We start from the raw sequence: 25,487 nt of genomic DNA on the forward strand, positions 1-25,487 counted from the left end.
TCTTGCAGGATCGAGGCGTGACTCGCCGGCAAACCGCCCAGAACGATGGTGGTTATCCGCGTTGATCTTGGTCGCAGCAAGGCGGGCTCCTGATGTTCCCTGCTCCTTCAGGTTGAGCAGACACCAGCGAGGGTGCTTCAGGGGGCAGGACAGGCGCCTTCGCCATCCTGGGAGGGACAGTCGCTAGGGAGGTCGTATTGCCGCGCCGGACCACTCGGCCCATATACCGGATGGGGGACAGCGGGATTCTAGCCCAGCTTGCCGGCCACGACGCGGTGCGCTGCGCTCGGCAGGCGCCGCATGCGCGGATCGCAAGGGGCCGGAAAACCGTAAAGCAGATCTATTCAGCATTGATATTATGGATTCATCCGGGCGGCAGGGAACCGCATTTGCGATGCGGATCGCGCGACCGTACCTATCCGCCCTCGCCAGCGATCCGCACCCGCGAGGGCCAGAGTTCGGCGCATTTCATATAGAACGGATGGCTGACATGATCGGCCTGGGAAGATATCTTGAAGATGCCGCGCGAACTCATGACCGGCGTATGGTCCACCCGTGCCACCATTTGGGTAAAGCACATCTTGCGGGTCTGGCGAATGATGTCTACCCGCGCCGAGACCCATTTTCCGGGCAGGATAGCCTGCAGGAAGTCGACGGACAGGGTGACCGTCGGCGTAATGATCCGGGAAAGACCGATGGCGTATTGCGCCCCAAGGGCCGCGTAATCCGCGAAAGCCGCGATTGCCCCGCCGTGACACAGGCCCAGCGGGTTCAGGTGGTGTTCTCCACAGCGGAAGCCCAGTTCAAGATGCTGGTCCTCGGACTCGCGGAAACCGACCAGACCGAAGGATCGGGCAAATCCGAATTCCAGGTCAAGGGGCGTCCATCCCGAAGGGATGTCCGTTCTGTCTGCCTTGGGATCGGCTGTCATGGTTCCCTCATTTCTGATTTGTGGCCGGGCGGCCCGGAAAAGGTCGATGAGGGCGCAGGCAGGATTGTTGGCCCCTGCCTGCGCCCCAATGCGGATCACGGCTTCAGCATGTCCCGCAGCAGGAATTTCTGGATCTTGCCGCTGGGCGTCCGGGGCATCGCTTCGATGATCTCGATCCGTTCGGGCCAATATTGCTTGGCGACCTTCTTCTCGTCCATCCAGACCCGCAGGTCGTCCAGCGAAACGGTGGCGCCGTTCTCCACCGTCAGAAAGGCGCAGGCGCGCTCGCCCAGTCGCTGGTCGGGATAGCCGACCAGCGCGGCGATGGTGATGGCGGGATGTTCGACCAGCAGGTTCTCGATCTCGACGACCGGGATGTTCTCGCCGCCACGGATGATGACGTCCTTGGTCCGCCCGGCAATGCGGATATAGTCGGTGCAATCGTCCTCGGCCAGGCAATAGGCCAGATCGCCGGTATCCATCCAGCCTTCGGCATCGAAGGTTTCTTCGGGCGGGATGCCCATATAGCCGATATGCAGTTGGGCACCGCGCACCAGCAGCCGCCCCCGTTCGCCCGCGGCAAGCGTCCTGCCGGCGTCATCGACGACCTTCACCTGCATCCCGGCGACCGGCCGGCCATCGGAGATCGAAGAAAGCTGCCCCGCCCGCTCGGGTTCGGTCATGGTCGAAGCCAGGCTTTCCGTCATCCCCCAGACCGAGGTGACGGTCGTGCCCAGCACCTCGTTGGCCTGGCGGACCAGCACCGGCGGAATTGGTGCACCGGCGCACAGGAACAGCCGCAGCGTCTCGGGGCGCGGCGCACCGCCCTGAACCTCGCGCACCAGATCGGCAAGGAAGGGCGTGGCGCCACCGCTGAAGGTGACCCGGTATTCCTCGATCAGTTCCAGCGCATGCCTGCCGTTCCAGCTTTCCTGCAAGACCATGGTCGCGCGGTTGAAGATCGCCAGGACCACCCCGGCCGCAAGGCCCAGCATGTGCCCCACGGGAGAGCCGACCAGGAACACGTCGTCGTTGGACAGATGCCCGCGCTTGGTCATGCTGCGGGCGGCGTTCACCATGCTGTTGGCGGTATGCTGCACCCCTTTGGGCGAGCCGGTGGTGCCCGAGGTATACATCAGCATCGATGTCTCGCCAGGATCGGTGATCGGCTTGCTTCCGTCGGGCGGCAGATCCACCCGTTCGCCCGAATTCAGCAGCGCCTCGAAACTGTCGCTGCCAGAGCCGTTCGCCACCACGACATGCTCGAGATGATCCAGTTCGTCACGAAGCTGACGGGCTGTGCCGACCAGATCCAGCGAACCATAGCCCTCTGGCACGATGAACACCTTGCAGCGTGCGAAGCCCAGCATGAAGCGCAGCTCGCGTTCGCGGAAGATGGGCATCAACGGATTGGTGATCGCCCCCAACCGCTGGGTGGCCAGCACGGCCACCACGAACTCCCACCAGTTGGGCATTTGGAGCGCCACCACATCACCTTTGCCTACGCCCAGCTTGCGCAGCCCGCCGGCGGCCCGAGCGACGCGATCCTCAAGCTCGCGAAAGGTCAACCTGACGACGCCCGAGGCACGATCCCCGACAACAGCCAGCTTGTCGGGGTGATCTTGCAGTGCCCGGCGCAGAAAATCGTCGTAATGCTCGTCCGTCCAATGGCCCTGTTCGCGCAACTTGCGCCTATGCACCCCGAGGTCGAATTTGGTCATGTGTCATCCTCCCATGGATTGGCGGATCGCCCCTCGATCCGGGGCGATGTCTCAGAAAGCGGCTGGATACTGTCGTTTCAGTCTGCGATCGGGGCGATCAGGCGCCGGACGCCATCGCTGCCGATGGAATCGTAAAGGGCAAACGGGCCGCCCAGATAGGCGGGGAAACCCGCCGCGTTGATGCTGTGGAAATCGGCCGCCCGGCGGCTGTCGGCGTCGAGCTCCCCACCGTTTTCCAATGCCGCCACGACCGCAGCGCCGAGCAATGCGCCAGCGATGACCTGATCCTGCCCTTGCGGCGCATCGATCCAGATCCCGGTGGCGGCGATGCCCCGATGTTCGCCCAGCACCTCGGCCAGGACTGGACGAGCCTGGCCATCTGCCGGGATCGTAATTGTCAGCCGCGCCCAGTGGGCCGCGCTTTCGACATCCTTCGGTTCGAAACGCGCCGCCACTTCGGCCCATGTCTTGCGTATGGCGGCAGCGATGGTGTCGTAAGCCTTGGGCAGGGCCTCGGCCTTGCGCTGCTTTTGCCAGATCTGCTTGCCCAGAAACAGGCTCGAGATCATGTCGCGCGGCTCGGGACGCTTGATGAGATCGGCGAAGATGTCGATTTCCTTGCTGACGGCGTCGTCCATCTTCAGCGGCATACCGAATTCGACGCAATCCAGGATGGCCGTGATTGCCGGATAGTGGCCGCCCGTCTCCTCTTGTCGCGCGCGCCGCAGGCCGGCCAGCCGGGCGCTGACCTCTGCCGCGGGGGGCATCACATGGTCCGTCCGGTCCCAGGGCTGCTGCGGCTGGGGATTGCCCTTGATCCATTCCACGCAGGCCGCGATTTCCTGGCCGGCGGGAACCACGCGATGGGCGACACCGGCCGCAACCGCGTCGGCAGGCGTGAAGCGGGCCGCGTCCAGCAAGACCGGCATTGCCGCCTCGATGCCCACAAGCCGGGGCATGCGTTGCGTGCCACCACCGCCGGGCAGCAGGCCCACCAGCGATTCCGGCAGCCCGAGAGCGGTCGACGGCGTGTCGGCCAGAACGCGGTAATGCCCGGCCAACGCGAATTCGCAGCCGCCACCAAGCGCCAACCCGTTGATGGCGAAGGCAATCGGCACCCCGGCGGTTTCCAGCTTGCGGAACGAGCGGCCGATGGGCGCGAAATGCTCGCGCCCGATCTGCCAGCGTTCGCTTTCCGGCGCGGCGATGATCATCGCATAGGCTTGCGCCAGCTCGCCCAGATCGGCCCCCGCACAGAAGGCGCTGTTCTTGCCCGAGGAGACCACCAGCCCTTTCAGCCCGCTCGTCCTGAGCCAGTCGGCTACGGCTTCCGATTCGTGGATTGCGCGATTCGAAAAGACGTTCATGGTTCGGCCGGGCATGTCGAAGATCAGGTGGCCGATGCCGTCCTCGATCAGCTCATACCGAAACTCCACGAGTTCAGGCGGTTGCGTCGTCATGTCCTGTCCTCCCCACGGGCATAAGTGCCGGCACAAATATAGTGCGCTTCAATATAATGCATATGCATATCTATTCGTCAATTCCCTTGCATCGGGCCACGCCGGGAAGACAGGTGTCGGTCGTCAAGCCGCAGTGGGCTTTCGCAGGAAAATGCCGGTCGCGATGGCGCTGTAGACGGCTGTTTTGTCCTGATTCTCGCCCTCCATCCGAAACGAGACGATTCCCCGATCGGGCTTCGACCGGGAAAGCCGGGCCGACAGCACCGTCACCCGCAGCCACAAGCTGTCGCCGGGACGCACCGGATGCAGCCAGCGCAATTCGTCGCAGCCGGGCGCCGCCAATCCAGCCCGCGACGGCAGGAAGTCATCGACCAGCAGCCGCATCATCAGCGCTGCCGTCATCCAGCCCGAGGCGATGACGCAGCCATAGGGTCCGGTTGCGGCAGTCTGCGGGTCGATATGGAACGACTGCGGATCATAGCGGCGCGCGAACGCGATGATTTCCTGTTCGGTTACCTCGATCGGGCCGAAAAGATAGGCATCCCCCGGACGGTAATGCTCAAACCAGCGATCTGCGGCGGAAGTATCGAAACCCATTTTTGGCGTCATGCGACCTGCTCTCTTGCGGCCAAGGGACGCCGCGTCAATTAAGTTGCTAGTTTACGATATGGTTGCATATTTATTTTACCCGATCTAATGTTGTCCATGCAACATAGCTCAGGGGGCGGAGGAGAGCATGGAGTTTCGCGGGCAATCTGTCAGGATGACCATGGAAGACGGGCTTGCCCGGATCGTGCTTTGCCAGTCCGATCGCGGCAATCCGATCGACGCGACGCTGGGTGCGGAACTGCTCGAACTGTCGGGCATGCTCTTTACCTCTGCGCAGGTGCGCGCCGTGCTGATGACGGCCGAAGGCCGCTTCTTTTCCGTGGGTGGCGATCTGAACAGCTTCAAGAATCGCATCGACGAGCTGCCCCGGCTGATTCTCGACTGGACCTCGGACTTTCACACGGCGCTTGTCCGCCTGCGCCGCATGGATGCCCCCATCGTCTGCGCGGTCGAGGGCGGGGTCGCGGGGGGCGCGGTATCCATGATGGCCTTCGCGGATGTGATTCACGCCGCCGACTCGGTCAAGTTCACGGCTGCCTTTCCCGCCATCGGCTTTTGCGCCGACAGCGGCACAACCGTCTCGCTGTCCGAACGGATGGGAATCGCCAGGGCGCGGCGCTTCATCCTGTGCAATGAAACGATCACGGCGGTCGAGGCCTGCGATGCGGGGCTGGTCGATCATTTGCATCCGCTTGCCGAGGTGCGCGCGGCAGCCGAGGCGACGGCGATGCGGTTGGCCCAAGGCCCCACGCGCGCTTATGGCATGATCAAGCGCAGCTTCTCGGGGGCGCTTGGTCGCAGCATCGACGAACAACTGGAGTTGGAGGCGCAGTCCCTGTCTCTCGTCGCCGGCTTGGCGGATGCGCGCGAGGGGATCGAGGCTTTCGTACAAAAGCGGAAGGCGGGCTTTACCGGCAGCTAGTCCTGCAACCGAACTTCGCTAGTCGCCAGAAGCACCCGCCGGACAGGCAGGAACCACTATAAAGAGGAAAAACCATGAAGCTTCTCGTCCCCGTGAAGCGCGTGATCGACTACAACGTGAAGGCCCGTGTGAAGGCTGACGGGTCTGGCGTCGATCTTGCGAATGTGAAGATGTCGATGAACCCGTTCGACGAGATCGCGGTCGAGGAGGCGATCCGGCTGAAGGAAAAGGGCGTGGCCTCCGAGGTCATCGCCGTCTCGATCGGCGTCAAGCAGGCGGCGGAGACGCTGCGCACGGCCTTGGCGATGGGCGCCGACCGGGCCATTCTCGTCACCGCTACGGACGACGTGCAGCAGGACATCGAGCCCTTGGCGGTGGCGAAGATCCTCGCCGCGGTGGCCAAGGCGGAAGGCACCGAGCTGGTCATCGCCGGCAAGCAGGCGATCGACAACGACATGAACGCGACCGGCCAGATGCTGGCGGCGCTGCTGGGCTGGGCGCAGGCGACCTTCGCCTCGAAACTCGAGATCGAGGGCGGCAAGGCCAGGGTGACGCGCGAGGTCGACGGCGGGCTGCAGACCATCGCGGTCAGCCTGCCGGCGGTGGTCACCGCCGACCTGCGCCTGAACGAGCCGCGCTATGCGTCGCTGCCGAACATCATGAAGGCGAAGAAGAAGCCGCTCGATGAAAAGACCGCCGCCGACTACGGCGTCGACGTCTCGCCGCGGCTCGAGGTGGTCTCGGTGCGCGAGCCCGAGGGCCGCAAGGCCGGCATCAAGGTCGGCTCGGTCGACGAGCTGGTCGGCAAGCTGAAGGAAGCGGGGGTGATCTGATGGCTGTTCTGCTGCTTGGGGAAGTGACGAACGGGGTGCTGAACCGCGACGCGACGGCGAAGGCGGTGGGCGCGGTCGGGTCCTTGGGCGAGGTGACGGTGCTCTGCGCCGGCGCCTCGGCGAAAGCGGCCGCCGAGGAGGCGGCGAAGATCGCCGGGGTCGCCAAGGTTCTGGTGGCGGAAGACGCGCTCTACGGCCACCGCCTGGCCGAGCCGACGGCGGCGCTGATCGTGGGCCTTGCCGGCGATTACGACCACATCGCGGCGCCTGCGACGACGGATGCCAAGAACGTGATGCCGCGCGTCGCGGCGCTTCTGGACGTGATGGTGCTGTCGGACGTCTCGGCGGTGATCGACGCGGACACGTTCGAGCGGCCGATCTATGCCGGCAACGCCATCCAGGTGGTGCGCTCGAAGGACGCCAGGAAGGTCTTCACCATCCGCACGGCGAGCTTCGACGCGGCGGGCGAGGGCGGCTCGGCCAGCGTTGCCGAGACCGCCGCCGCCGCCGATCCCGGCCTGTCGGCCTGGGTTGCCGACGAGGTTGCCGAGAGCGACCGCCCCGAGCTGACCTCGGCCAAGCGGGTGGTCTCGGGCGGCCGCGGCCTGGGCTCGAAGGAGAGCTTCGCGATCATCGAGGCGCTTGCCGACAAGCTCGGCGCCGCGGTGGGCGCCTCGCGCGCGGCGGTGGACTCGGGCTATGCGCCGAACGACTGGCAGGTCGGCCAGACCGGCAAGGTCGTCGCCCCCGAGCTCTACGTGGCGGTGGGCATCTCGGGGGCGATCCAGCACCTTGCGGGGATGAAGGATTCGAAGGTGATCGTTGCGATCAACAAGGACGAGGAGGCGCCGATCTTCCAGGTCGCCGACTACGGGTTGGTGGGCGACCTGTTCAGCGTCATCCCGGAACTGACCGGCAAGCTCTGAGGGGTCGCGTATCAGCAAAATTTCGTCGATCCGGTATCGGGTATGGCAGTTGCCGAAACAGATATGCATGCTGACAATATTAATACGAACCATAACCGCGGTATCTCGCTCGGTCGCAACCGCAGCCCTGCCGCATGACTGGAGGAGAGGCCAATATGGCAAACGCACCTGCTTTTGAGGACATCATCTATGAAATCCGCGGTCGCGCGGCCTGGATCATCATCAACCGCCCCAAGGTCTATAACGCCTTCCGCGGTCAGACGCTGGAAGAAATGATCCAGGCGTTGCATCTGGCGGGAAACAACAAGGACGTGGCATCGATCGTCATTACCGGTGCCGGCGACAAGGCGTTCTGCACCGGCGGCGACCAGTCCGCGCATGAGGGCAACTATGACGGCCGCGGCGTGGTCGGCCTGCCCATCGACGAGTTGCAGGGCCTGATCCGCGATGTGCCGAAACCCGTGATCGCCCGCGTGAACGGCTTTGCCATCGGCGGCGGCAATGTGCTGGCGACGCTGTGCGACCTGACCATCGCTTCGGAAAATGCCATGTTCGGTCAGGTGGGGCCGAAGGTCGGTTCGTTCGACGCCGGCTGGGGCACCGCCCTGCTGGCCCGCATCGTCGGCGACAAGAAGGCGCGCGAGATCTGGTATCTCAACGACCGCATCTCGGCCAGCGACGCCATGGGCTATGGCCTTGTGAACAAGGTCGTGCCGCTGGAGGAACTGGACGCCGCCGTCACGCAATGGACCGATACGCTGGCCGAGCGCTCGCCCACGGCACTGGCCTTCCTGAAGCGGTCGTTCAACGCCGACAGCGACGCGATCCGGGGCATCTCGAACCTGGCCCTGCATGCGGTCAAGCTGTATTACGCGACGCCGGAATCGCAGGAAGGGGTCAATGCCTTCAACGAGAAGCGCAAGCCCGATTTCTACAAGTTCGTGGAATAAGCGGGACCGGCCATGGCACCCCTGCGGATCGGTTCGGGCGACATAGCCGACCACCTTCCGGCCAGTTCCCGTATCTGGCTGCATGCCTGTTCGGGAGAAAGCGTCCTGATCCGCGATGGTTTAGAGGCCGCGGACCTGCGCGGCTTGACCTTTACCGGTATCTTCGTGCCCGGCCTGAATCGTCTGGCCGGGCTGCTGGCGGCGGGCGCGCGGATCGAAAGCTATTTCATGATGCCCGAGTTCTCGGGCCATGACGCGCAGGTGCGCTTCCTGCCGTTCTGCTATCGCGAGATCCGGCTGCATCTGGCGGCGAACCCGCCCGATGCGGCATTGCTCATGGTCTCGCTGCCGGACGAGGCCGGCATGTGCAGCCTTGGCCCGGTCAATGACTTCATTGCCGACATATGGCCGCGGATTCCGCGGATCATCGCCCATATCAACCCGCTGGTGCCGCGGACCAACGGCTGGTCGATCCCCTTCGACCGCTTCCATGCCGTGATCGAGGGCGAAGCGCCGCTGCCGGTCTCGGACCCCGGCATGGACGAGGTGTCGGCCCGCATCGCCGCGCTTGCCGGCGAAATGGTGCCCGAGGGCGCGACGATCCAGGCGGGCCTGGGCCGCACGCCCGAGGCCGTCCTGCGCGGCCTGACTGACCACCGGAACCTGTCGGTCCATTCGGGCTTGATCGGCAACTCGACGCTGGATCTGCTGGAAGCCGGTGCCCTGCGCCAGGATGCGCCGATCCGCGCCGGGGTCGCCATCGGCAACAGCCGGCTTTACGAGGCCGTGGGGCGGCCGGAGTTCCGCTTTGCCCCGCCCTCGATCACGCATGACGTCGCGCAGCTGGCGGCCATCGGACGCCTCGTGACCATCAATTCGGCCATCGAGGTGGATCTGGCCGGCAACAGCTATGCCGAAGCCACCCCCAGGGGCCTGGTTTCCGGCCCCGGCGGGGCTTCGGATTTCGCGGCCGGTGCCCGCGGATTGCAGGGGCTGCGCCTTGTCGTGCTGCCGGCGACCGCCGCCGGCGGCAGGGTCAGCCGCATCGTATCGGCCGGGCGGGCGACCGGACCGATCTCCCTGGGCCGGTTCGACACCGATATGGTCGTCACCGAATACGGCATTGCGGACCTGCGTGCGGCAAGCCAGGCGCAGCGCCGCGAAAGACTGACTGCCATTGCCGCCCCGCAACACCGGGCCGAGCTGGCGCAAAACTGATCCCGCCGTCCGGCACGACCTTGCGGCACTCGCCACCAGAGAGGAACCAACATGATCGAACGCAGCCTGTTCAACGAGGAACACGAGCTTTTCCGCGCCACCGTCAGGCGTTTCGTCGAGAAAGAGATCACGCCCCATCATGCGCAATGGGAAAGGGACGGCATCGTCCCGCGCGAACTTTGGCTGAAGGCCGGCGAACAGGGTCTGCTGTGCTGCACCGTGCCGGAAGAATACGGAGGGCTGGGCCTCGACTACCTGTTCGACGTTGTGGTGTTCGAGGAACTGTGGCGTGCCGGCGCCTCGGGGCCTGGCTTCCTGATCCACACCGACCTGGTGGCGACCTATATCCTGTCCTTCGGCACCGAAGAGCAGAAGCGCAGGTTCCTGCCCAAGATGGTCACGGGGGAATGGATCGGCGCGCTTGGCATGACCGAACCCCATGCGGGTTCTGACCTCAAGGCCATTCGCACCCGCGCCACCCGCGACGGCGACGATTTCGTCATCAACGGCCAGAAGGTCTTCATCTCGAACGGGCAGCATGCCGACGTGCTGGTCTGCGCCACCAAGACCGACCGCGACGCCGGGGCCAAGGGCGTCACCCTGTTCCTGATCGAAGGCGACCGCGAAGGCTTCCGCCGCGGCCGCAACCTGGAAAAGCTGGGGATGCACGCGCAGGACACGTCCGAGCTGTTCTTCGACAACGTGCGCGTTCCCGCCTCGAACATGCTGGGCAGCGAGGGCGACGGTTTTTCCCTGATGATGACCAAGCTGAGCCAGGAGCGGCTGGCGCAGGCCATCCGCTCGGCCACCGTGGCCGAGACGATCATCGAATGGACGCTGGACTATACCACGCAGCGCGAAGCCTTCGGCAAGACGATCTTCGACTTCCAGAACACCCAGTTCAAGCTGGCGGAGTTGAAGACCCAGGCCACGCTGGCCCGCGTGTTCACCGACAAATGCATCGAACTGTTCATGCAGGGCAAGCTGGATCCGGTCGATGCGGCGATGGCCAAGATGTATACGACCGAACTGCACTGCAAGGCGGCCGACGAATGCCTGCAACTGTTCGGCGGTTGGGGTTACATGTGGGAATATCCGATCTGTCGCGCCTATGCCGATGCACGGATCACCAAGATCGCCGGCGGCTCGATCGAGATCATGAAGACCATCATCGCGCGCGCCATGAAATCCGAGCATGATCGGCGTTGAAGACCCGGCTGCCCGCCCTGCGCCTTGCGGATCGGCGCCTGCCGCGCCGATCCCCGCGTAACGGTCACAGCCCCTGACGGGGATCCCTGTGGATCACGCTGTAAAAGGCTGCGGGCTGCAAGGCGCGACCCATATCCGGCGCTTCATATCCAGGTGGCGGCGACGAGGGGTTGCAGTGAGGATCTGACGCAGGATTGCGTCAGTCAAAAGACTGAGAAAACCGGGATGTCGACATGGGCATGATGCCGGCGGTCAGTTTAGTGGCTGATCGTCATCTGTCCGACGCGAAGGGCCGCGTGCTGCGCATCGACGCGGCGGCCGGACAATGCGTCCCGGCCGACTGATCGGCGCAGCCGACAGGAGGGGAGAGCACCTGCAGCCACCTTGGGCGGCCCTTCCTTCATCGACGTCGCCTGTTTCCGGGCAGGATACGCGGATGTGATCAAGGCTGTTTTCGACCCTGCCGGTGATGATGCCGGCTGAAAAATCAAGGCGGATCGTAAGAGTGGGCCGCCCTGACGGCCTTGGAAAGGATATGCCGCCCGGATCGCCGCTACCCTATCCAACTGGAAACGGGGCTCGGCTGCACCCGAGGCCAGGCGTCGACCGGATGGCTTGCACCGCAAGCGGCTGTGACGCGCTTTCGGTTTATGCAGAGCCGTGCTGCCTGGGACAGGAAGACTGTCTGTCCCGACCCCTCAATCGCCGGTGCCGAGGGTCCGGAGCGATGTGGGCTTCCCGTCCGTCGGGCCGATGTGGCCTGGTCTGGAAGCCCATGGCCGTTTCACGCGGCGCGGGTCCGCTGCACGTCGATGGTTTCCAGCATCGCCTCCAGACGGCTTTGCAGAACCTCGTCCTTGTAGAAGCTTTCGTCTGCGACATCGCCTTCGAAGAACATTGTCTGTATCCCCTTCTCCTGCGCCATTCGGGCAAGGAGGAGCTGTCCGTTGGTGGCTGACCGGCAGGTCCGGGTCGCGTGGAACACGATGCCGTCGATGCCGTATGTCTCGCAATCACGCAGCACCTGCTCGGCCAGGTTCTTTGCGCTATGGTTGAAGGGACACAGCAGATAGTGCTGCGCCATGCCAAGGATCGGATCGTCCTCATCGATCAGATGCGGCTCGTGCCAGAAACTGTTGTGCGTATAGCGCCCGCAGACGACCGCGGCGTCACGTTCGGCGAACTTGTTGGCAAGCCAGCCCACCTTATTCCAGTTCATGATGCCGTCAAATGCAAGGCGGTAGCGTTCGTTCGGAAGCGCGCTTACACCGTCTTGCAGCCGCTGCTCGATCTCGGTCTTTACGCCTTGGAAGTAATCGACCAGCGCCTGGTTGCCCGGCAGGAAGTTGATCGGCGCGATACTGGCAACCCAGTCCCAAAATACCGCCGGGGCGGGCCTGGCCTTGCACAGTTCAAGCGCATCAAGCCGCAATTGCGCGGCGCGCTTGATGTAATGCATCGATTCGCGCAGCCCCTCCCAATCGAATTTGTTGCCGGTCTGATGCTCAAGAAACTCGATCAGGTTGTAGATCTGGCCCGCGACGTATTTGGACGCGTTGTCCCATTCCTCGCCGCGCAGATATCCCGCGTCGGGCTTGTTTCCCCAAAGCAGGGGATAGGAGACCTTGAAAAGCGGCAGCTTCCTGTCGAAGACGCGATAGGAGATCTCGTCCCATTGCTGGCCGGTGCTGCATCCCGCATAAGCATTCACGAAAAGATCCGGCGGCGGCAGGCGGGCGGCCAGAACCTCTTTATCTGGGATGTTGGGCGAGCCGTCGATCTCGACCCTGTCCACCGCTTCCTTCTTGGTCAGCAGCGCACAGCCCAGGGTCGTGCGGGCATAGGAACAAAGTTCGTTGATATAGCCATAGGCCTCGCCGGCCTGTTGCGCGGGCCTTTCCAGATGCATTGCCGCAAGGCGCGCGCCGAAGGCCTCGCCATGGCACCACTCGACACCGGCTGCCTGCAGGATCGGGTTGATCGCGGCGCCGTTGTACCAGACGACCGTGGCACCGCGTTCGCGGGCGGTGAACAGGTTGTCCCAATAGTTTCTGATCATTTCCCCACCTGCGCGGGTGCTGACCAGGCGGTTGGCCAGCGGTGCGGTGCGGGCCGGGGCCTGACCGGGATTTGCGTGTTCCGTGATGGCAGACATCTTGTGTTCCTCCGAAGTCTTCAGGCCTCAGGCGGTTTCTCTGGACAGGGCAGGGCGGCGGATAACTTCGACCAGGGCCTCGACGCGGGTTTTCAGCATTTCCAGCGCCAACCCCTCGTGTTCCGTCTCGATCAGAAGGTGAGGAATGTTCCGCTTGCCGAATTCCTTGCGCAGTTCGGGGTAATAGAGCATGTGAGGTTCGCAGAACTTGGCCACGAGCACGATGACACCCTGCGCGCCGCTCTTTTCTAGCGCGCTTGCCAGATAGCTTTCCCAATCGACCGTCATCTGGGCCCGAGTAGAGCAGGGAACGTTGGCATTGCGGTTGAAATACCATCCGGCCAGCGCCGCGACCGGGTCAGAGCTGTCGGGGACATCGGTCGAGATGTAACGATAGCCGGTATAAATATCGTCATCGACCACGGTCACGCCGCAGCTTTCGATCATGTCGAGCAGTTCGGGCTTGGGTGCGTGGCAGAAATGCCCCGAGAGATGCAGCTTGACCAACGAGGAAGGCGCAGCCGGCTGTGCCTCAAGCAGCGTCACGAGACGTTCCATATGGGCGCTGTGCTCATCTACATCCATCACCATGGCGGATTTCACCAGCACCTGCATCTGTCGGCTGGTCAGCCTGATGAGGCCTGAACGGCGCATTTCATAAACCCGGCGCAACAGGCTGCGGTTGCGACTATAGGCCGTGATGCTGCGACGGATCGCCTGATCGTCGATCGGCGTGCCACAGAGTTCTTCCAGCTTTTCGCGCAGTTCGCTGATCCGGCCAAGAATCTGCGGTCGAGTCGTGGTCTCGTCCATCGAGGCGGTGAACTGGGCAAGAAAAACCGGCATGTCCGGCAGTTCAAAGCGAATCGCATCCACCGCGCCCAACAGGGCGACGCAATGATCGACCAGGAAAACCCCGTCATAGGGCTCAAGCCTTCCTGTTGCGGCCTGATCGACCAAGCTGCGCGTGTAGCCGCAGTAGAATTCGTGCAACAGGCGGCGGCCATAGGTGATCGGCGTATCGTCCTCTTGCACCGTGACAGGCAGCGCACCGGCCGCATGCACGATCTCGGCGGGGAAGTTCATCGGCAGTATGCCGATGACCTTGCGCCCGGTCTGGGCCTTCCAGGCGGTGGCATAGGCGCTTGGGCATGCGGCAATCTTGGCCAGATGCCCGACGATTTCGTCAATTTTGGCTGCCTGGTCCATTCAGCTCCTCCAGCTTCTGGTGAGTCCCACTCCGTAACTCGACACAGCTCTGTCACTGTCGAGAGCGCTGGAAAATGGGAAGGTAGCGTATCTTTCTTAGGCGAACATTCATTGCGAATCGTGTTCTGTCAACCGTGCAATCTTTGGCCTGATCCGCTCTCCAATTAAAATCTATTATAATTCAATAGTATAACAATTGCTTGTGCCTGGCATCATCTGATCCGCAGGGCAAGGCTGTGCATCCGTGCCTTCTCTGGCTGCTGGTTCGCGGGCTGATCAGGCTCCGTTCAAGGTGTTCCCTGCGTCGGCAGTGTTTTCGGCGTTACAGCATGATGCCGATGTGGAAAACCGTTATGAAACGTATTAATTTAATATATGAAAATCAATATGTTAATCTTACAAGTTTGGCAAAATCAAAAATAATCGTTGACCGAATGAGCGTCACTCATCACTATAGCTAATGAAGTGAGCGATGCTCATGATGCAACCAGGGGCCGCTGCAGCTAATGGCGGCAAGGAGGTAGCGTGTTGCCTTGGGAAGCTCTGTTGGAAGTCGATGCCGCCAAGGTTTCCCCTTGCAGGGTCCAACTGCGGGCCGGTCGCACGGAAACAGGCCCTGAAGAGGCCGGCGTGTGCAGGACGGCGAAAGCATAATGGCCATGAACAGGCACGTGATGGGGGTCGATCTTGGGTCGACCACGGCCAAGGCGGTCATCCTTGACCAGCATGGCCGGATTGTCGCCCGCGAGGTGGTGCAGATGGGTGCGGTCAGCGGCGACGCGATGACGGACGCGATACGGCGGGCATTGGCCAGTGCCGGGCTGTCCGAGGCGCAGATCGCCAATACCGTAGCGACTGGTTACGGCCGGCGGATGATCGACAGCGCCTCGAAATCCTATACCGAAATCACCTGCCACGCCCGCGGCGCGGCCCATATGGTGCCTGGCGTGCGGCTGGTCATCGACATCGGGGGTCAGGACAGCAAGGTGATTGCGGTCGCCCCAGACGGTCTGGTCGAGACCTTTGCCATGAATGACCGCTGCGCTGGCGGCACCGGCAAGTTCCTGGAGACGCTGGCGCGTTCCCTGGAGGTGCCGCTGGAAGACATGGGGGCCATGGCCTTGCAGGCGCAGGGCGAACTGGCGATCTCCAGCATCTGCGCGACTTTCGCGGAAACCGAGGTGATCTCTCTGCTGGCGGAAGGATCCTCGAAGCCCGATGTGGCAGCGGCGGTTCACGGCTCGGTCGCGCGCCGCACGCTCGGCCTGGTGTCGCGGGTCGGCTTGCGTAAGCCGATAGCGATGACGGGGGGCGTTGCACGCAACGCCGCGGCAGTGCGCGCCATCGTCAGGGAACTGGGGACGGAAATCACGGTCCCGCCCGATCCGCAGATCGCCGGTGCGCTTGGCGCTGCGCTTTTCGCGCTGGATGCGTTGCGGGTTGCCAAGCAGGAAAGCGAGCAGGCCGAGGAAGATCGGCTTTCGGCTGTCGCGATCCCAGGTTCGGACGCCCCGAAATGTCGTCTCGGACGTGGAGGCGATGACCCGTCCGCAACCATCGCCCCGCGGCCGACCGGCCCGTTGGCCCGGTTCCTTGGTCAGTTGAGCCCGTCAGGACGGGAGTGGAGGAAAAGATGACAGGAACCGGAGCTGGCAATGCCAGCCATTACCCAGGGTTTCCCCTGCGCAACAGTCACGTCGTCATCGGCGGCGGAACCTCTGGCGTCGGGCTTGAAACCGCCCGGTTGCTGCTGTGCGAAGGCGCGGCGCGGGTCGTTCTGATCGGCCGCAACCCGGACAAGGGCGCGGCGGCTGCGGCGGAGCTGAACACCGAAGGGCATGAGGGGGTGGCCAGCTTCGAATCTGTCGACCTGTGCGATCCGACGGCTGTCGCCCCGGCGATTGCCGCCGTCGAGGCCGCGGGCGGCCCGATAGACATCGCGATCAGTGCGGCCAATTCCAACGGTGTCCCCAAGCTGTTCCATTTGCTCGACCCCGCCGCCATCGTCGCCCAGCTGAACGAGCAGGCTCTGCCCGCGCTGCTGCTGTCTGCCGCGGTGTTGCCGGGGATGCGCCAGCGTCGGCGCGGGGCGATCATCCTGGTCGCATCGGACGCGGCCAGAGTGCCGACCCCTGGCGAGGCGGTGATCGGCGCCGGCATGGCCGCCATCACCCGCTTCGCGACCACGCTGGCGATGGAGGCCAAGCGCGACGGCATCCGGGTGAATGCGGTGACGCCCTCGCTGATCGCGGAAACGCAGTCCTATGACCGGATCATGGAAGACCCGTTCGCAGCCAAGCTGTTCCAGCGCGCCGAGAAGGCTGCTTCTCTGGGTCTGACCCGTCCTGAAGACATTGCGCCGACGCTGGTGTTCCTGGCCAGTCCTGCAGCCGCGCGGCTGACCGGGCAGGTGATTTCGGTGAACGGAGGCATTTCGGCCGCCTGAGACCGGGCGACCACTCCCGCCCTGCCGGGGGGAGGATGAAACAAAGTCCAGTGCTTTTGGGAGGAGGCAAGATGGAAACATTGACGCGCAGCGCGGCAGACGCCGCTGTTTCGCCCTGGCTGCCAGGGCATGCGCCCCGGTCCGGCCAGGTGGCGCGTGCGCGCTGCCTGACCCAGGCGGACCGCACGGAAATCGCCCGCTGGCCGATCGAGGCCCTGCTGCCCGCGGCGACCATCCTGGGCTGCCTGCGGGCGACTGCGGCAATGCAGCCCGACAAGACCGCGATCATCCAGCTGCACCGGGGCATTCCCGGCGGCCCGCGCAACGGCCTGTCCTATGACGATCTGCTCGACCGGGTCGAACGCGCGGGGCGGGTGTTTCAGGCCCATGCCGGGCCGGGCCGTCGCCCGGTGGTGGGCGTGGTGTTGCCGATGGTGGCCGAAGGGCTGATCGCCTCTTGGGCGGCGATGGCGGTCGGCACGCTGCTGCCCGTCAATCCCTATCTCGAGGTCGAGGCGCTGGCGGCGATCCTGCGTGCCGGCGGAGTAACCACCCTGGTCACCACGACCACCGCCGCGGGTGGCGATGGGGTCTGGCGCGATCTGGATCGGCTGCGGGCGATGATGCCCGACCTGGACCATATCCTGCTGGTCGGCGAGGCGGATCCCGCTTGCGGTTTTGACGCCGCCCTGGCCGGTGTTGGAACGGACGCGCCGCTGGCGTCCCTGACCGGCCCCGAAGAGGTCGTCGTGACGATGCCGACGGGCGGAACGACCGGAATGCCCAAGCTTGTCCGCATGTCGCAGCAGGGGCTGCTGACCGTTTCCTGGAACACGGGCATCCTGATGGGGCCCGAACCCGACGCCGTGGTTGCCCACGGCATGCCGAATTTCCATTGCGGCGGGTTGATCCCGTTGGCGACCCGCAGCCTGCTGTTCGGCCAGACGCTGTTGACGCTGACCTCGCTGGGGTTTCGAGACCGCGAGGTGGTGGCCAATTTTTGGCCGCTGATGCAGGAGTTCGGCGTCAGCTCGGTTCTTTCCACGCCAACGACGGCTGCCGCCATCCTGCAGGCCAGTCCCGAAGGCGAGATCCCCCACCGGATCACCGACTACCATTGCGGCGGATCGACCATCCCGGTCGATCTGATGGAGCGGTTCCACCGGCGCTTCGGGATCTGGCTGCGCGAGAACTGGGGCCTGACCGAGATGCATGGCACCATCACCGGCCATCCCGATCCGTCCAGCCGCCCGCAGGTGGGGTCGGTCGGCCGGGCTCTGCCCGGATATACCCTGAGGGTCGTCGAGCTGGACGACCACAGCCGGATCATCCGCGACCTCCCCGCGGACACCTGCGGGGTCGTGGTCGCACAGGGGCCAACCCTCATGCTGGGCTACAACATGCCGGACCGCGACCCCGAATTCTTTGTCACCGATCCGCGCGACGGCACGGTCTGGGGCAATTCCGGCGACATTGGACGGCTGGATGCCGAAGGTTATCTGTGGCTTTCGGGCCGGGCCAAGGATCTGATCATCCGGGGCGGCCACAATATCGACCCGCGCCTGATCGAGGATGTTCTGGACGCCCATCCGGCAGTGCGCCTGTGCGCCGCCGTGGCAGAACCCGATGCGGAAAAGGGCGAGATGCCGGTGGCCTATGTCGAGTTGATGGACGGGGCCGAGGTCAGCGGCGCGGCATTGCGAGCCTGGTGCGCCGAACGGATCGCCGAACGCGCCGCCCTGCCGCACGAAATCCGCATCCTGCAGGCGCTGCCCCTGACTTCGGTCGGCAAGATATCCAAGGTAGCGCTGCGCTTCGACGCCAAACGGCGCGCGCTGGAAACCGCGTTGCGGGACCGTTTCGGCGCGGCCGCCCCCGCCTTCGAGCTGAGCGCGGACCTCAGGGGTGACCGGGCGGTCTTTGCCGGCGCCGTCCCTGGAGACGTCGTCCCGGAGATCGCCGGGATCGCCTCTCGCTTGCTCTGCCTGACCAACCTCGACCCTGCATCCTGACCTTGAGGACCAAAGATGAAAGCCCTATTGCCACTCGTCATATCGGCCCTGATCGCTATCTCCGGCCAGGCCGTGGCGCAGCAGGTCACGCTGCGCGTCCACCATTTCCTGCCGCCCACCGCCTTTCCGGCGACCGATATGGTCGGGCACTGGTGCGAAACGATCAAGACGCGTTCGGAAGGAAGAATGGCCTGCCAGATCTATCCGGCGATGCAGCTGGGCGGCACGCCGGCGCAGTTGATCGACCAGGCCCGTGACGGGATTGCCGATGCGGTTTTCACCGTGCCGTCCTACCAACCCGGCGGCTATCTGCGCAGCGAGGTCTTCGAGCTGCCCTTCATCGGCGGAACCGAACCAGTGACCGCGATGGCGATGTATGAATACGTCACCGAGCATGTGTCCGATGAATACAGGGGCGTGCGTCCGCTCTGGGTCGCGGTTGGTGATCCTTCGGTCCTGCATTTCAAGGCTGACCCGTTGAAGACGGTTGCCGAGATGCGCGGCGCCAAGGTCCGCTCACCCGGCCGCTACGGCGCCATCGCACTGGAACAGGTCGGCGCCATGCCGGTGCAATTGCCTGCCAACGCGATCACGGAATCGCTTGCCCGTGGCGCGATCGACGGCGTCATGATTCCCTGGAGTGCAGTTCGCATGCTGAACATGGATGAGGAAGTGCATGCCCACAGCGTCTTCCCCGAGGGACACCGGCCATTCACCAGCTCGATCGCCATGTTCCTGGTCAGCGAGCGCACCTATAGCCGCCTGCCTGCCGATCTGCAGTCCGTCATCGACGAGGCTTCGGGGCTCGAGGTTTCGCGCTACATGAGCGAGATCTATCGCCAGAAGGGAATCGAGGACCAGGAGGCTGCCAAGGCACGCGGTGCCAAGGTCCATGTCATCGACGAGGCCCAGTATGGCGAATGGGTGACGCGGATGGACGTGGTCCGGCAACGCTGGATCGAGGAGGTCGAGCGCACCGGCGCAAACGGGGCCGCACTCTATGATACCGCCACGGCCCTGATCGAGAAATACGAAAACCAGTGAGCCTTGATCCGGCCCGCGACTGCTGCGGGCCTGGCCGCTTCGCTCGGCTACCATCTCTTTGCAGAGGGCAGAATGATAGACGTTCCAGGAAGGGCCGACCAGCCGGTCGGAGGTATGCCGCTGGAGGGCCTGCGCTCGCCGTGGCAACATGCGGCGACAGGATTGCGAAGGGCCGCACTGATTGCCGCGGGCGCCGGCGGCACGGCGCTTTGCGGACTTGCGATCCTGCTGACGATCTCGATCGTGGCGCGCAAGACCATGGGCTGGCAGGTGCGCGGCGATGTCGAGATCGTTCAGATGGGCGGCGCCGTGGCGTCCTCGCTGTTGTTTGCCTGGTGCCAGATTCGCCATGGCAATGTCGCGGTCGACTTTGCCACCAAATCGCTGCCGCGCGGCGTCCAGCAGGTATTGAACCGCATCGGTTATTTCAGCCTGGGCTGCCTTGGGTTGCTCCTGGCGGTGCGCACGGCGGCGCTTGGTCTGGGCAGTCTTGAGATCCATGCGGTATCGACCCTGCTCGCCTGGGGCGAAGGATATTGGCAACTGGCGATGGTTCCGGGACTGATGCTGTTCGGCATGATCGGCCTGTTTCAGTCGTTCGCGCCCCAACAGGTGGTCGACGACATGGCCCATATCTTTTCATGCAAGGGGAATTGACGCATGGACCCGATCACCCTTGGGCTTTTGCTTCTTGGCATCACCGTTCTGCTGATCTTGCTGCGCATGCCGGTGGGCGCGGCAATGTTCCTGTGCGGAGCAGCGGGCTTTCTATACGTGATGGGTTCGGTCGACGTCTTTCTGGCCTGGGTCAAGAACGTCACCTATGCCCGCCTGTCCAATTTCGACCTGATCGTAATTCCGATGTTCGTCCTGATGGGACAGTTCGCCACCCATGGTGGGCTGTCGCGTGCGCTGTTTCGGTTCGTGAATGCCGTGCTCGGCAGGTTTCGCGGTGGGGTTGCGGTGGCGACCATCGGCGCCTGTGCAGGCTTTGCGTCGGTTTGCGGCAGTTCGCTTGCGACGGCGGCGACCATGGGACAGGTCGCCCTGCCCGAAATGCGCAAGCGGGGATATTCTCCCCGGCTGGCAACCGGAACGGTCGCTGCGGGCGGCACGCTTGGCATCTTGATCCCGCCTTCGGTGCCGCTGGTGATCTACGCAATTCTCACCGGGGAATCGATCGGCAAGCTGTTCATCGCCGCTATCGTGCCCGCGATCATCGCCGTGATCGGCTATATGCTGGTGGTGATGCTCATCGTCTCGCGCAATCCCGGCTCGGGGCCCGCCAGCGTTCCGTCATCGCTGAACGAGATCCTGCGCTCTTTCATCGGCGTGCTGCCGGTGAGCCTTGTGTTTCTGGTGGTGATCCTCAGCATCTATCGCGGTTGGGCCAGTCCGACCGAGGCTTCGGCTGTCGGGGTCGTCGGTTGTGGCGTGATTGCCGCCCTGTCGGGAGAACTGCGGCCCGTCGCCTTCCTGCAATGCCTGTTGGGTACCGCCGAGGCGACGGTGATGATCTTTGTCATCCTGCTGGGCGCCGATATGCTGAATGCGGCGCTGGCGCTGACCAACATGACCCATCAGATCGCGGATATCATCGTCAACAGCGGCGTTACCCCGATCATGGTCGTGCTGGGCATGCTGATCATTTACATCGTGCTGGGCTGCGTGATGGAATCCATGGCGATCATCATGCTGACCGTACCCCTGTTCTTTCCGATCGTGATGCATCTGGATCTTTTCGGCCTGACGCCCCAGGAGAAATCGCTGTGGTTCGGCATTCTGGCGCTCAGCGTGGTGGAGATCGGGCTGATTACCCCTCCGGTCGGTATGAATGTCTTTGTCGTCAACAAGATGGCCAGGGATGTCAGCATGATGGAAACCTATCGAGGCGTATTTCCTTTCCTGATGTCCGATCTGCTGCGAATCGTGCTGCTGTTGGCGGTGCCGACGCTTTCGCTGATACTGGTCCGGACAATGTAACCAGCAGAATGTGATGGCCGCCTTGCCCCGATCCCCGAACAGCACTGCCATTCCGACCGCGAAATTGACCCAAACGATGACGGACTTGCCCCGGCGCCGGTCGCGCATGCCGCAAAAACAGCGGCTGTCGATGATCCTTTCCGTCGCGCGGCGGATGCTGGCCGAACGTGATTACAATTCCGTATCCATTGCCGAGATTGCGGCGGAATGCGGTATCGTCGAAGGAACGATCTACCGCTTCTTCAAGACCAAGCGCGACCTGATGCTGCGCGTGGCCGAGGACTGGATGGAGCAGGAATACCGCATAGGTGCGGGATATGCCAATCTCACGGGAACGCGTGAACGGATCTATTATCTGATCCATGCGGCGTTGCGCACGACCTATGATTTTCCCGGACTCTCCCGCTTCGTGCTGACCGAGGTGCGGCCAGATCCGAATTATCGCAAGATGCGGATCTACGAGCTGACCCGCACCTATTCCGCCGCGATCCGCGAGGTTTGTCAGGAAGCCATCGCCTCGGGCGAGTTCCACGACGCGGTCTCGACCCGGCTGATCCGCTCGGCGGTCTTCGGGACCATCGAACACGAGACTTGGGGCCATCTGCGTGGTGAAGGGCGACTCTCGGTTCCCGATGTCGCGCGTGAACTGACCGAATTGATCTACGAGGGCATGCGCAACCGCGAGACGCCGCCTGAACGGTTCCTGCCGTTGCCCGAACGGCTTGAACGAATCGAGGCGCGGTTGGCCCGGCTGGAAGCCGAAGCCTTGCCCCCCGAACGCGACGGCGGATCGCGGATCGGACCCCGAACAGCATAAGAGGAAAAGACATGGGCCCCTTGCAAGGCTTGAAGGTTCTGGAAATGGCGGGTCTTGGCCCGGCCCCGTTTTGCGGCATGCTGCTGGCTGATCTTGGGGCCGAAGTGCTCAGCGTCCAGCGACTGGCCAGCGCCGACCTGGGTTTTGATATTCCGACCCGCTACGACCTGTTGAACCGCAACAAGGAGGCGGTGGCCGTCGACCTGAAGTCCCCCGAGGGGATAGGGCTCATGCTTGATCTGGTGCGCGGCAGCGATCTGCTGATCGAAGGCTTCCGCCCAGGCGTGATGGAACGTCTTGGCCTGGGACCAGAGACCTGCATGGCGGCCAATCCCGGTCTGATCTACGGTCGCATGACGGGTTGGGGCCAGTCCGGCCCTCTGAGCGCCCGCGCCGGCCACGACATCAACTACATCGCGATGAGCGGCGCGCTGGCCGCGATCGGTCCCGAGCCCGGCGCCCCGCCGGCCGTTCCGCTCAATTACGTGGGCGATTTTGGCGGTGGGTCGCTCTATCTTGCCATGGGGTTGCTGGCGGCGCTGCACGAGCGCCGGCAATCCGGGCTTGGCCAAGTGGTCGATGCCGCCATGGTGGACGGCGTCGGGTCGATGATGGCGATGCATTACGGCTATTGGCAAGCCGGACAGTGGGAGCTGCGACGCGGCAGCAACACGGTGGACGGCGGTTCGCCCTGGTACACGACCTATCGCACGCGAGACGGGGGTTATGTTGCTGTGGGCGCGGTTGAAAGGCGGTTCTACGCCGAACTGCTATCGGTTCTGGGGCTTGCTGATGCCGATCTGCCCGACCAATATGACCGTGAAGGCTGGCCCCGGCTGCGCGCTGCTTTTGCAGAGGTTTTTGCCACCCGGAGCCGCAACGAATGGGAAGCGGCCTTCGCCGGGACCGACGCCTGCGTCAGCCCGGTTCTCGACATGGCCGAGGCGGCGGCCCATGAACTGGCCCAGGCCCGCGGTGCGTTCCTTCGCAACGATGACGTGATCGAGCCAGCCCCCGCGCCGCGTTTCAGCCGCTCGGCTCCGGCCGGAATTCGCCCGCCCCCTGTCGCTGCGCGGACTGGCGGCCCTGCGCTTCGGCAGCGCGGGGTCGACGCCGAGCGCATTGCCGATCTGATCCGCCGGAGGATTATTGCGGGCGAACCAGCCGTCCGGATGGCGTAATCGTCTGGGTCGTCTTGGCGGGAATGAATGTGACTGCCCCCCTTTCCGCTGGTGCCCGGTTCCTTCATGCTGGGCTGCCGATTAACCGAACGAGCCAGGGACGCGCGAACTCATGGCGCGCTGCAGAGCCGCAGACAGCTTATCGCCCTGGCGGATTTTATCCACCTGCCCATCGCGCTCCGTGACCTGATTGAAATAGGTGTCAACGCCGCGATTGATGGCCTCTGCGTCGAACACACCCGAGGAAAGGGCCGGGTTGAACTCGCGCTGATAGCCAGCGCCGCCACCGGTTAACAGCGCCGTGAGCGGGTTGAACCCGACCGCCTCGGCATCATTTGTCAATCGGCCCTTTAATTGCGTGCCTGGGTCAAGCCTTTTTTCAGTCCTTGCCGGGGTCATGGTCCTTTCCGAGGTCATGGCCTCATGATGAAGTTCGGGCCTGGCGCCTCAACGTGCGCAGCGCGGTTCTTCAGACCGCAGCCGATTGAACGAGGTCACCACAACCACCGTCCTGGCGGGACATCACAGGTCTGGTGTCAGGCCCGCGATCTCGAGGTAGTGTTGAGGGTCAGGCCGGCTCTTTTCCCCATTCGAACGAGGTGCCATCTACCCAGATGCAGTGCAGGATGACGGCGAGCTTCCGCGCCACCGCAACCTGCGCCTTCTTCATCCCATTTCGCTTGGCCAGCCGGAGTCCCCAAGCCTTCAGTGCGCACCAGCGCTTGGTCCGATGCAGCAGCACGCTGGCGGCTTCGAAGAGATAAGCGCGTAGGAGGCGGTTGCCCCATCGTGAGACATGGTCGGTGGTGTCCATCTCGTCCGACTGCCTTCGCCTCGGCGTAAGACCGAGATAGGCCCCGACCGACGCCGCGCTTCGAAACCGCGAGGGATCATCGATCATGTGCCGGAAGGTCAGCGCCGTAACCACGCCGATGCCGGGCACGGTCATCAACCGTCGTGTCGTCTCGTCGGTTCTCGCCATCTCCCCGATCTGCCGATCCAGCCCTTCAAGCTTGCCGCAGACATGATCATGCACCGAGAGCAGTGGTTGCAGGACAGGCCAGAGAACGTGCTCATCGCCGGTTAGTTCGATAACGCGGCGTCGGAACTGACCGGCAATCGCACGTGGAAAGATCAGCCCGTGTTCCTTCAGCATGGAGCGGATCTGGTTCTCCAAATCCCTGCGGATCGCCACCAGCCGCGACCTTGCGACCAGCAGGGCGCGGACCTGTTGACTGGCCTTGCTCTTGACCGCTACTTCCCGATACCAACAAATCCACACCAGTTCGGCTAGGCCACGGGCGTCGTTCTCGTTGCTCTTGTTCATCCGGACGGACAGAACGGCGTGCGCGTGTCGGGCATCGATACAGACCACCGGCAGACCGATCCCTTTCAGTTCATGCCAGAGCCAACTCGACATAGCGCCGGTCTCGAAGCCAACCATTTCTGCCAGCGGCGCCCTTTTTGCTAGGACACTGGCCAGAGCTCCTGGATCCGACTTGGCCCGACCCTCGAAGATCAGGCGGCCATCCTCGTCGACAACGCAGACTGCCGTTTCCTTCTGCGAGACGTCCAACCCCACATACTGCTTCATCGTCATATCCTCCCATGATCAGCGGGACGAGTGTGCCACCATCGACGGGTTGGAGAGATACGGGCAGCAACCCTGCATCCCGGCCACAATCGCCGCATGAAAGGTTGTTCAGACCGGAGCAATGAGACGAGGATTTCCGGGCCGGCGGCCGGGCACAGGCATGGGCGGGAATGGCCGCACCGGCTGCGGGGAGGCCGACCGGCGGGGCGGGCGATGGGATCGGGCGACCGGGTGGGGTTGGCGGCATCCTGCGGGCATGTCATGGTT

22 protein-coding genes are annotated in these 25,487 nt (G+C 63.8%); 14 read left to right on the top strand and 8 right to left on the bottom strand.

Features of this window, described 5'->3' with window-relative positions; genetic code table 11:
* Positions 1–415: 415 nt before the first annotated feature.
* The 4 genes from KF941_RS26875 to KF941_RS26890 form a co-directional block, all read right to left on the bottom strand.
* Positions 416–931 (bottom strand): PaaI family thioesterase, encoded by a 516-nt coding sequence (locus KF941_RS26875; RefSeq protein ID WP_214275124.1) that lies wholly within the window; start codon positions 929–931, stop codon positions 416–418.
* 95 nt (positions 932–1,026) lie between these two features.
* Positions 1,027–2,652 (bottom strand): AMP-binding protein, encoded by a 1,626-nt coding sequence (locus KF941_RS26880; RefSeq protein WP_214275125.1) that lies wholly within the window; start codon positions 2,650–2,652, stop codon positions 1,027–1,029.
* A 77-nt stretch (positions 2,653–2,729) separates the two neighbouring features.
* Complete coding sequence (locus tag KF941_RS26885; protein WP_214275126.1) at positions 2,730–4,112, bottom strand: enoyl-CoA hydratase-related protein; 1,383 nt, start codon at positions 4,110–4,112, stop codon at positions 2,730–2,732.
* Positions 4,113–4,235: 123 nt separating this feature from the next.
* Complete coding sequence (locus tag KF941_RS26890; RefSeq protein ID WP_240540641.1) at positions 4,236–4,709, bottom strand: MaoC family dehydratase; 474 nt, start codon at positions 4,707–4,709, stop codon at positions 4,236–4,238.
* Between the two features lie 166 nt (positions 4,710–4,875).
* Between KF941_RS26890 and KF941_RS26895 the strand changes: the two genes are divergently transcribed.
* The 6 genes from KF941_RS26895 to KF941_RS26920 all read left to right on the top strand — a co-directional run bounded on the left by KF941_RS26895 (position 4,876) and on the right by KF941_RS26920 (position 10,779).
* A complete protein-coding gene (locus KF941_RS26895) occupies positions 4,876–5,643 on the top strand; it encodes an enoyl-CoA hydratase-related protein (protein ID WP_214275128.1) in 768 nt (255 codons plus the stop codon).
* Between the two features lie 74 nt (positions 5,644–5,717).
* Positions 5,718–6,476: an electron transfer flavoprotein subunit beta/FixA family protein gene (locus KF941_RS26900; protein WP_214275129.1), complete on the top strand. Its 759-nt coding sequence runs from the start codon at positions 5,718–5,720 to the stop codon at positions 6,474–6,476.
* Positions 6,476–7,402, top strand: coding sequence for an FAD-binding protein (locus KF941_RS26905; RefSeq protein WP_214275130.1), 927 nt, complete (start codon positions 6,476–6,478; stop codon positions 7,400–7,402). The genes KF941_RS26900 and KF941_RS26905 overlap by 1 nt, the downstream gene beginning before the upstream one ends.
* Before the next feature lie 155 nt (positions 7,403–7,557).
* Positions 7,558–8,352 (top strand): enoyl-CoA hydratase-related protein, encoded by a 795-nt coding sequence (locus KF941_RS26910; protein ID WP_214275131.1) that lies wholly within the window; start codon positions 7,558–7,560, stop codon positions 8,350–8,352.
* Between the two features lie 12 nt (positions 8,353–8,364).
* Positions 8,365–9,570, top strand: a complete 1,206-nt coding sequence (locus KF941_RS26915) for an acetyl-CoA hydrolase/transferase C-terminal domain-containing protein (protein WP_214275132.1) — start codon at positions 8,365–8,367, stop codon at positions 9,568–9,570.
* Between the two features lie 51 nt (positions 9,571–9,621).
* The gene (locus tag KF941_RS26920) at positions 9,622–10,779 is read left to right on the top strand and encodes an acyl-CoA dehydrogenase family protein (protein ID WP_214275133.1); all 1,158 of its coding nucleotides are present in this window, start codon (positions 9,622–9,624) and stop codon (positions 10,777–10,779) included.
* Positions 10,780–11,563: 784 nt separating this feature from the next.
* On the opposite strand, the gene KF941_RS26925 is transcribed toward KF941_RS26920, so the two are convergent.
* Positions 11,564–12,934, bottom strand: a complete 1,371-nt coding sequence (locus KF941_RS26925) for a 2-hydroxyacyl-CoA dehydratase family protein (RefSeq protein WP_214275134.1) — start codon at positions 12,932–12,934, stop codon at positions 11,564–11,566.
* Positions 12,935–12,961: 27 nt separating this feature from the next.
* Positions 12,962–14,143 (bottom strand): 2-hydroxyacyl-CoA dehydratase family protein, encoded by a 1,182-nt coding sequence (locus KF941_RS26930; protein ID WP_214275135.1) that lies wholly within the window; start codon positions 14,141–14,143, stop codon positions 12,962–12,964.
* A 653-nt stretch (positions 14,144–14,796) separates the two neighbouring features.
* Between KF941_RS26930 and KF941_RS26935 the strand changes: the two genes are divergently transcribed.
* From KF941_RS26935 to KF941_RS26970, 8 genes are all read left to right on the top strand, one after another.
* Complete coding sequence (locus KF941_RS26935; protein WP_240540642.1) at positions 14,797–15,780, top strand: acyl-CoA dehydratase activase; 984 nt, start codon at positions 14,797–14,799, stop codon at positions 15,778–15,780.
* A complete protein-coding gene (locus KF941_RS26940; protein ID WP_214275137.1) occupies positions 15,765–16,589 on the top strand; it encodes an SDR family oxidoreductase in 825 nt (274 codons plus the stop codon). Before KF941_RS26935 ends, KF941_RS26940 begins: the two co-directional genes overlap by 16 nt.
* A gap of 71 nt (positions 16,590–16,660) precedes the next feature.
* Entirely contained in the window at positions 16,661–18,601 is a 1,941-nt protein-coding gene (locus KF941_RS26945; RefSeq protein ID WP_214275138.1) for an AMP-binding protein, read from the top strand.
* Positions 18,602–18,616: 15 nt separating this feature from the next.
* The gene (locus KF941_RS26950) at positions 18,617–19,645 is read left to right on the top strand and encodes a TRAP transporter substrate-binding protein (RefSeq protein ID WP_214275139.1); all 1,029 of its coding nucleotides are present in this window, start codon (positions 18,617–18,619) and stop codon (positions 19,643–19,645) included.
* A 72-nt stretch (positions 19,646–19,717) separates the two neighbouring features.
* Positions 19,718–20,302: a TRAP transporter small permease subunit gene (locus KF941_RS26955; RefSeq protein WP_214275140.1), complete on the top strand. Its 585-nt coding sequence runs from the start codon at positions 19,718–19,720 to the stop codon at positions 20,300–20,302.
* A 3-nt stretch (positions 20,303–20,305) separates the two neighbouring features.
* Positions 20,306–21,628, top strand: coding sequence for a TRAP transporter large permease (locus tag KF941_RS26960; RefSeq protein ID WP_214275141.1), 1,323 nt, complete (start codon positions 20,306–20,308; stop codon positions 21,626–21,628).
* A 13-nt stretch (positions 21,629–21,641) separates the two neighbouring features.
* A complete protein-coding gene (locus KF941_RS26965) occupies positions 21,642–22,445 on the top strand; it encodes a TetR/AcrR family transcriptional regulator (protein ID WP_214275142.1) in 804 nt (267 codons plus the stop codon).
* Between the two features lie 11 nt (positions 22,446–22,456).
* On the top strand, positions 22,457–23,626 hold the full coding sequence (locus KF941_RS26970) for a CaiB/BaiF CoA-transferase family protein (protein ID WP_214275143.1): 1,170 nt from the start codon (positions 22,457–22,459) through the stop codon (positions 23,624–23,626).
* An 81-nt stretch (positions 23,627–23,707) separates the two neighbouring features.
* On the opposite strand, the gene KF941_RS26975 is transcribed toward KF941_RS26970, so the two are convergent.
* Together KF941_RS26975 and KF941_RS26980 are read right to left on the bottom strand one after the other, a co-directional pair.
* Complete coding sequence (locus KF941_RS26975) at positions 23,708–24,025, bottom strand: hypothetical protein (RefSeq protein WP_214275144.1); 318 nt, start codon at positions 24,023–24,025, stop codon at positions 23,708–23,710.
* A gap of 169 nt (positions 24,026–24,194) precedes the next feature.
* Positions 24,195–25,220, bottom strand: a complete 1,026-nt coding sequence (locus tag KF941_RS26980) for an IS110 family transposase (protein WP_214275145.1) — start codon at positions 25,218–25,220, stop codon at positions 24,195–24,197.
* Positions 25,221–25,487 lie beyond the last annotated feature (267 nt).

The organism is Paracoccus sp. pheM1, from assembly GCF_018499825.1.
GTDB classification, from domain to species: domain Bacteria; phylum Pseudomonadota; class Alphaproteobacteria; order Rhodobacterales; family Rhodobacteraceae; genus Paracoccus; species Paracoccus versutus.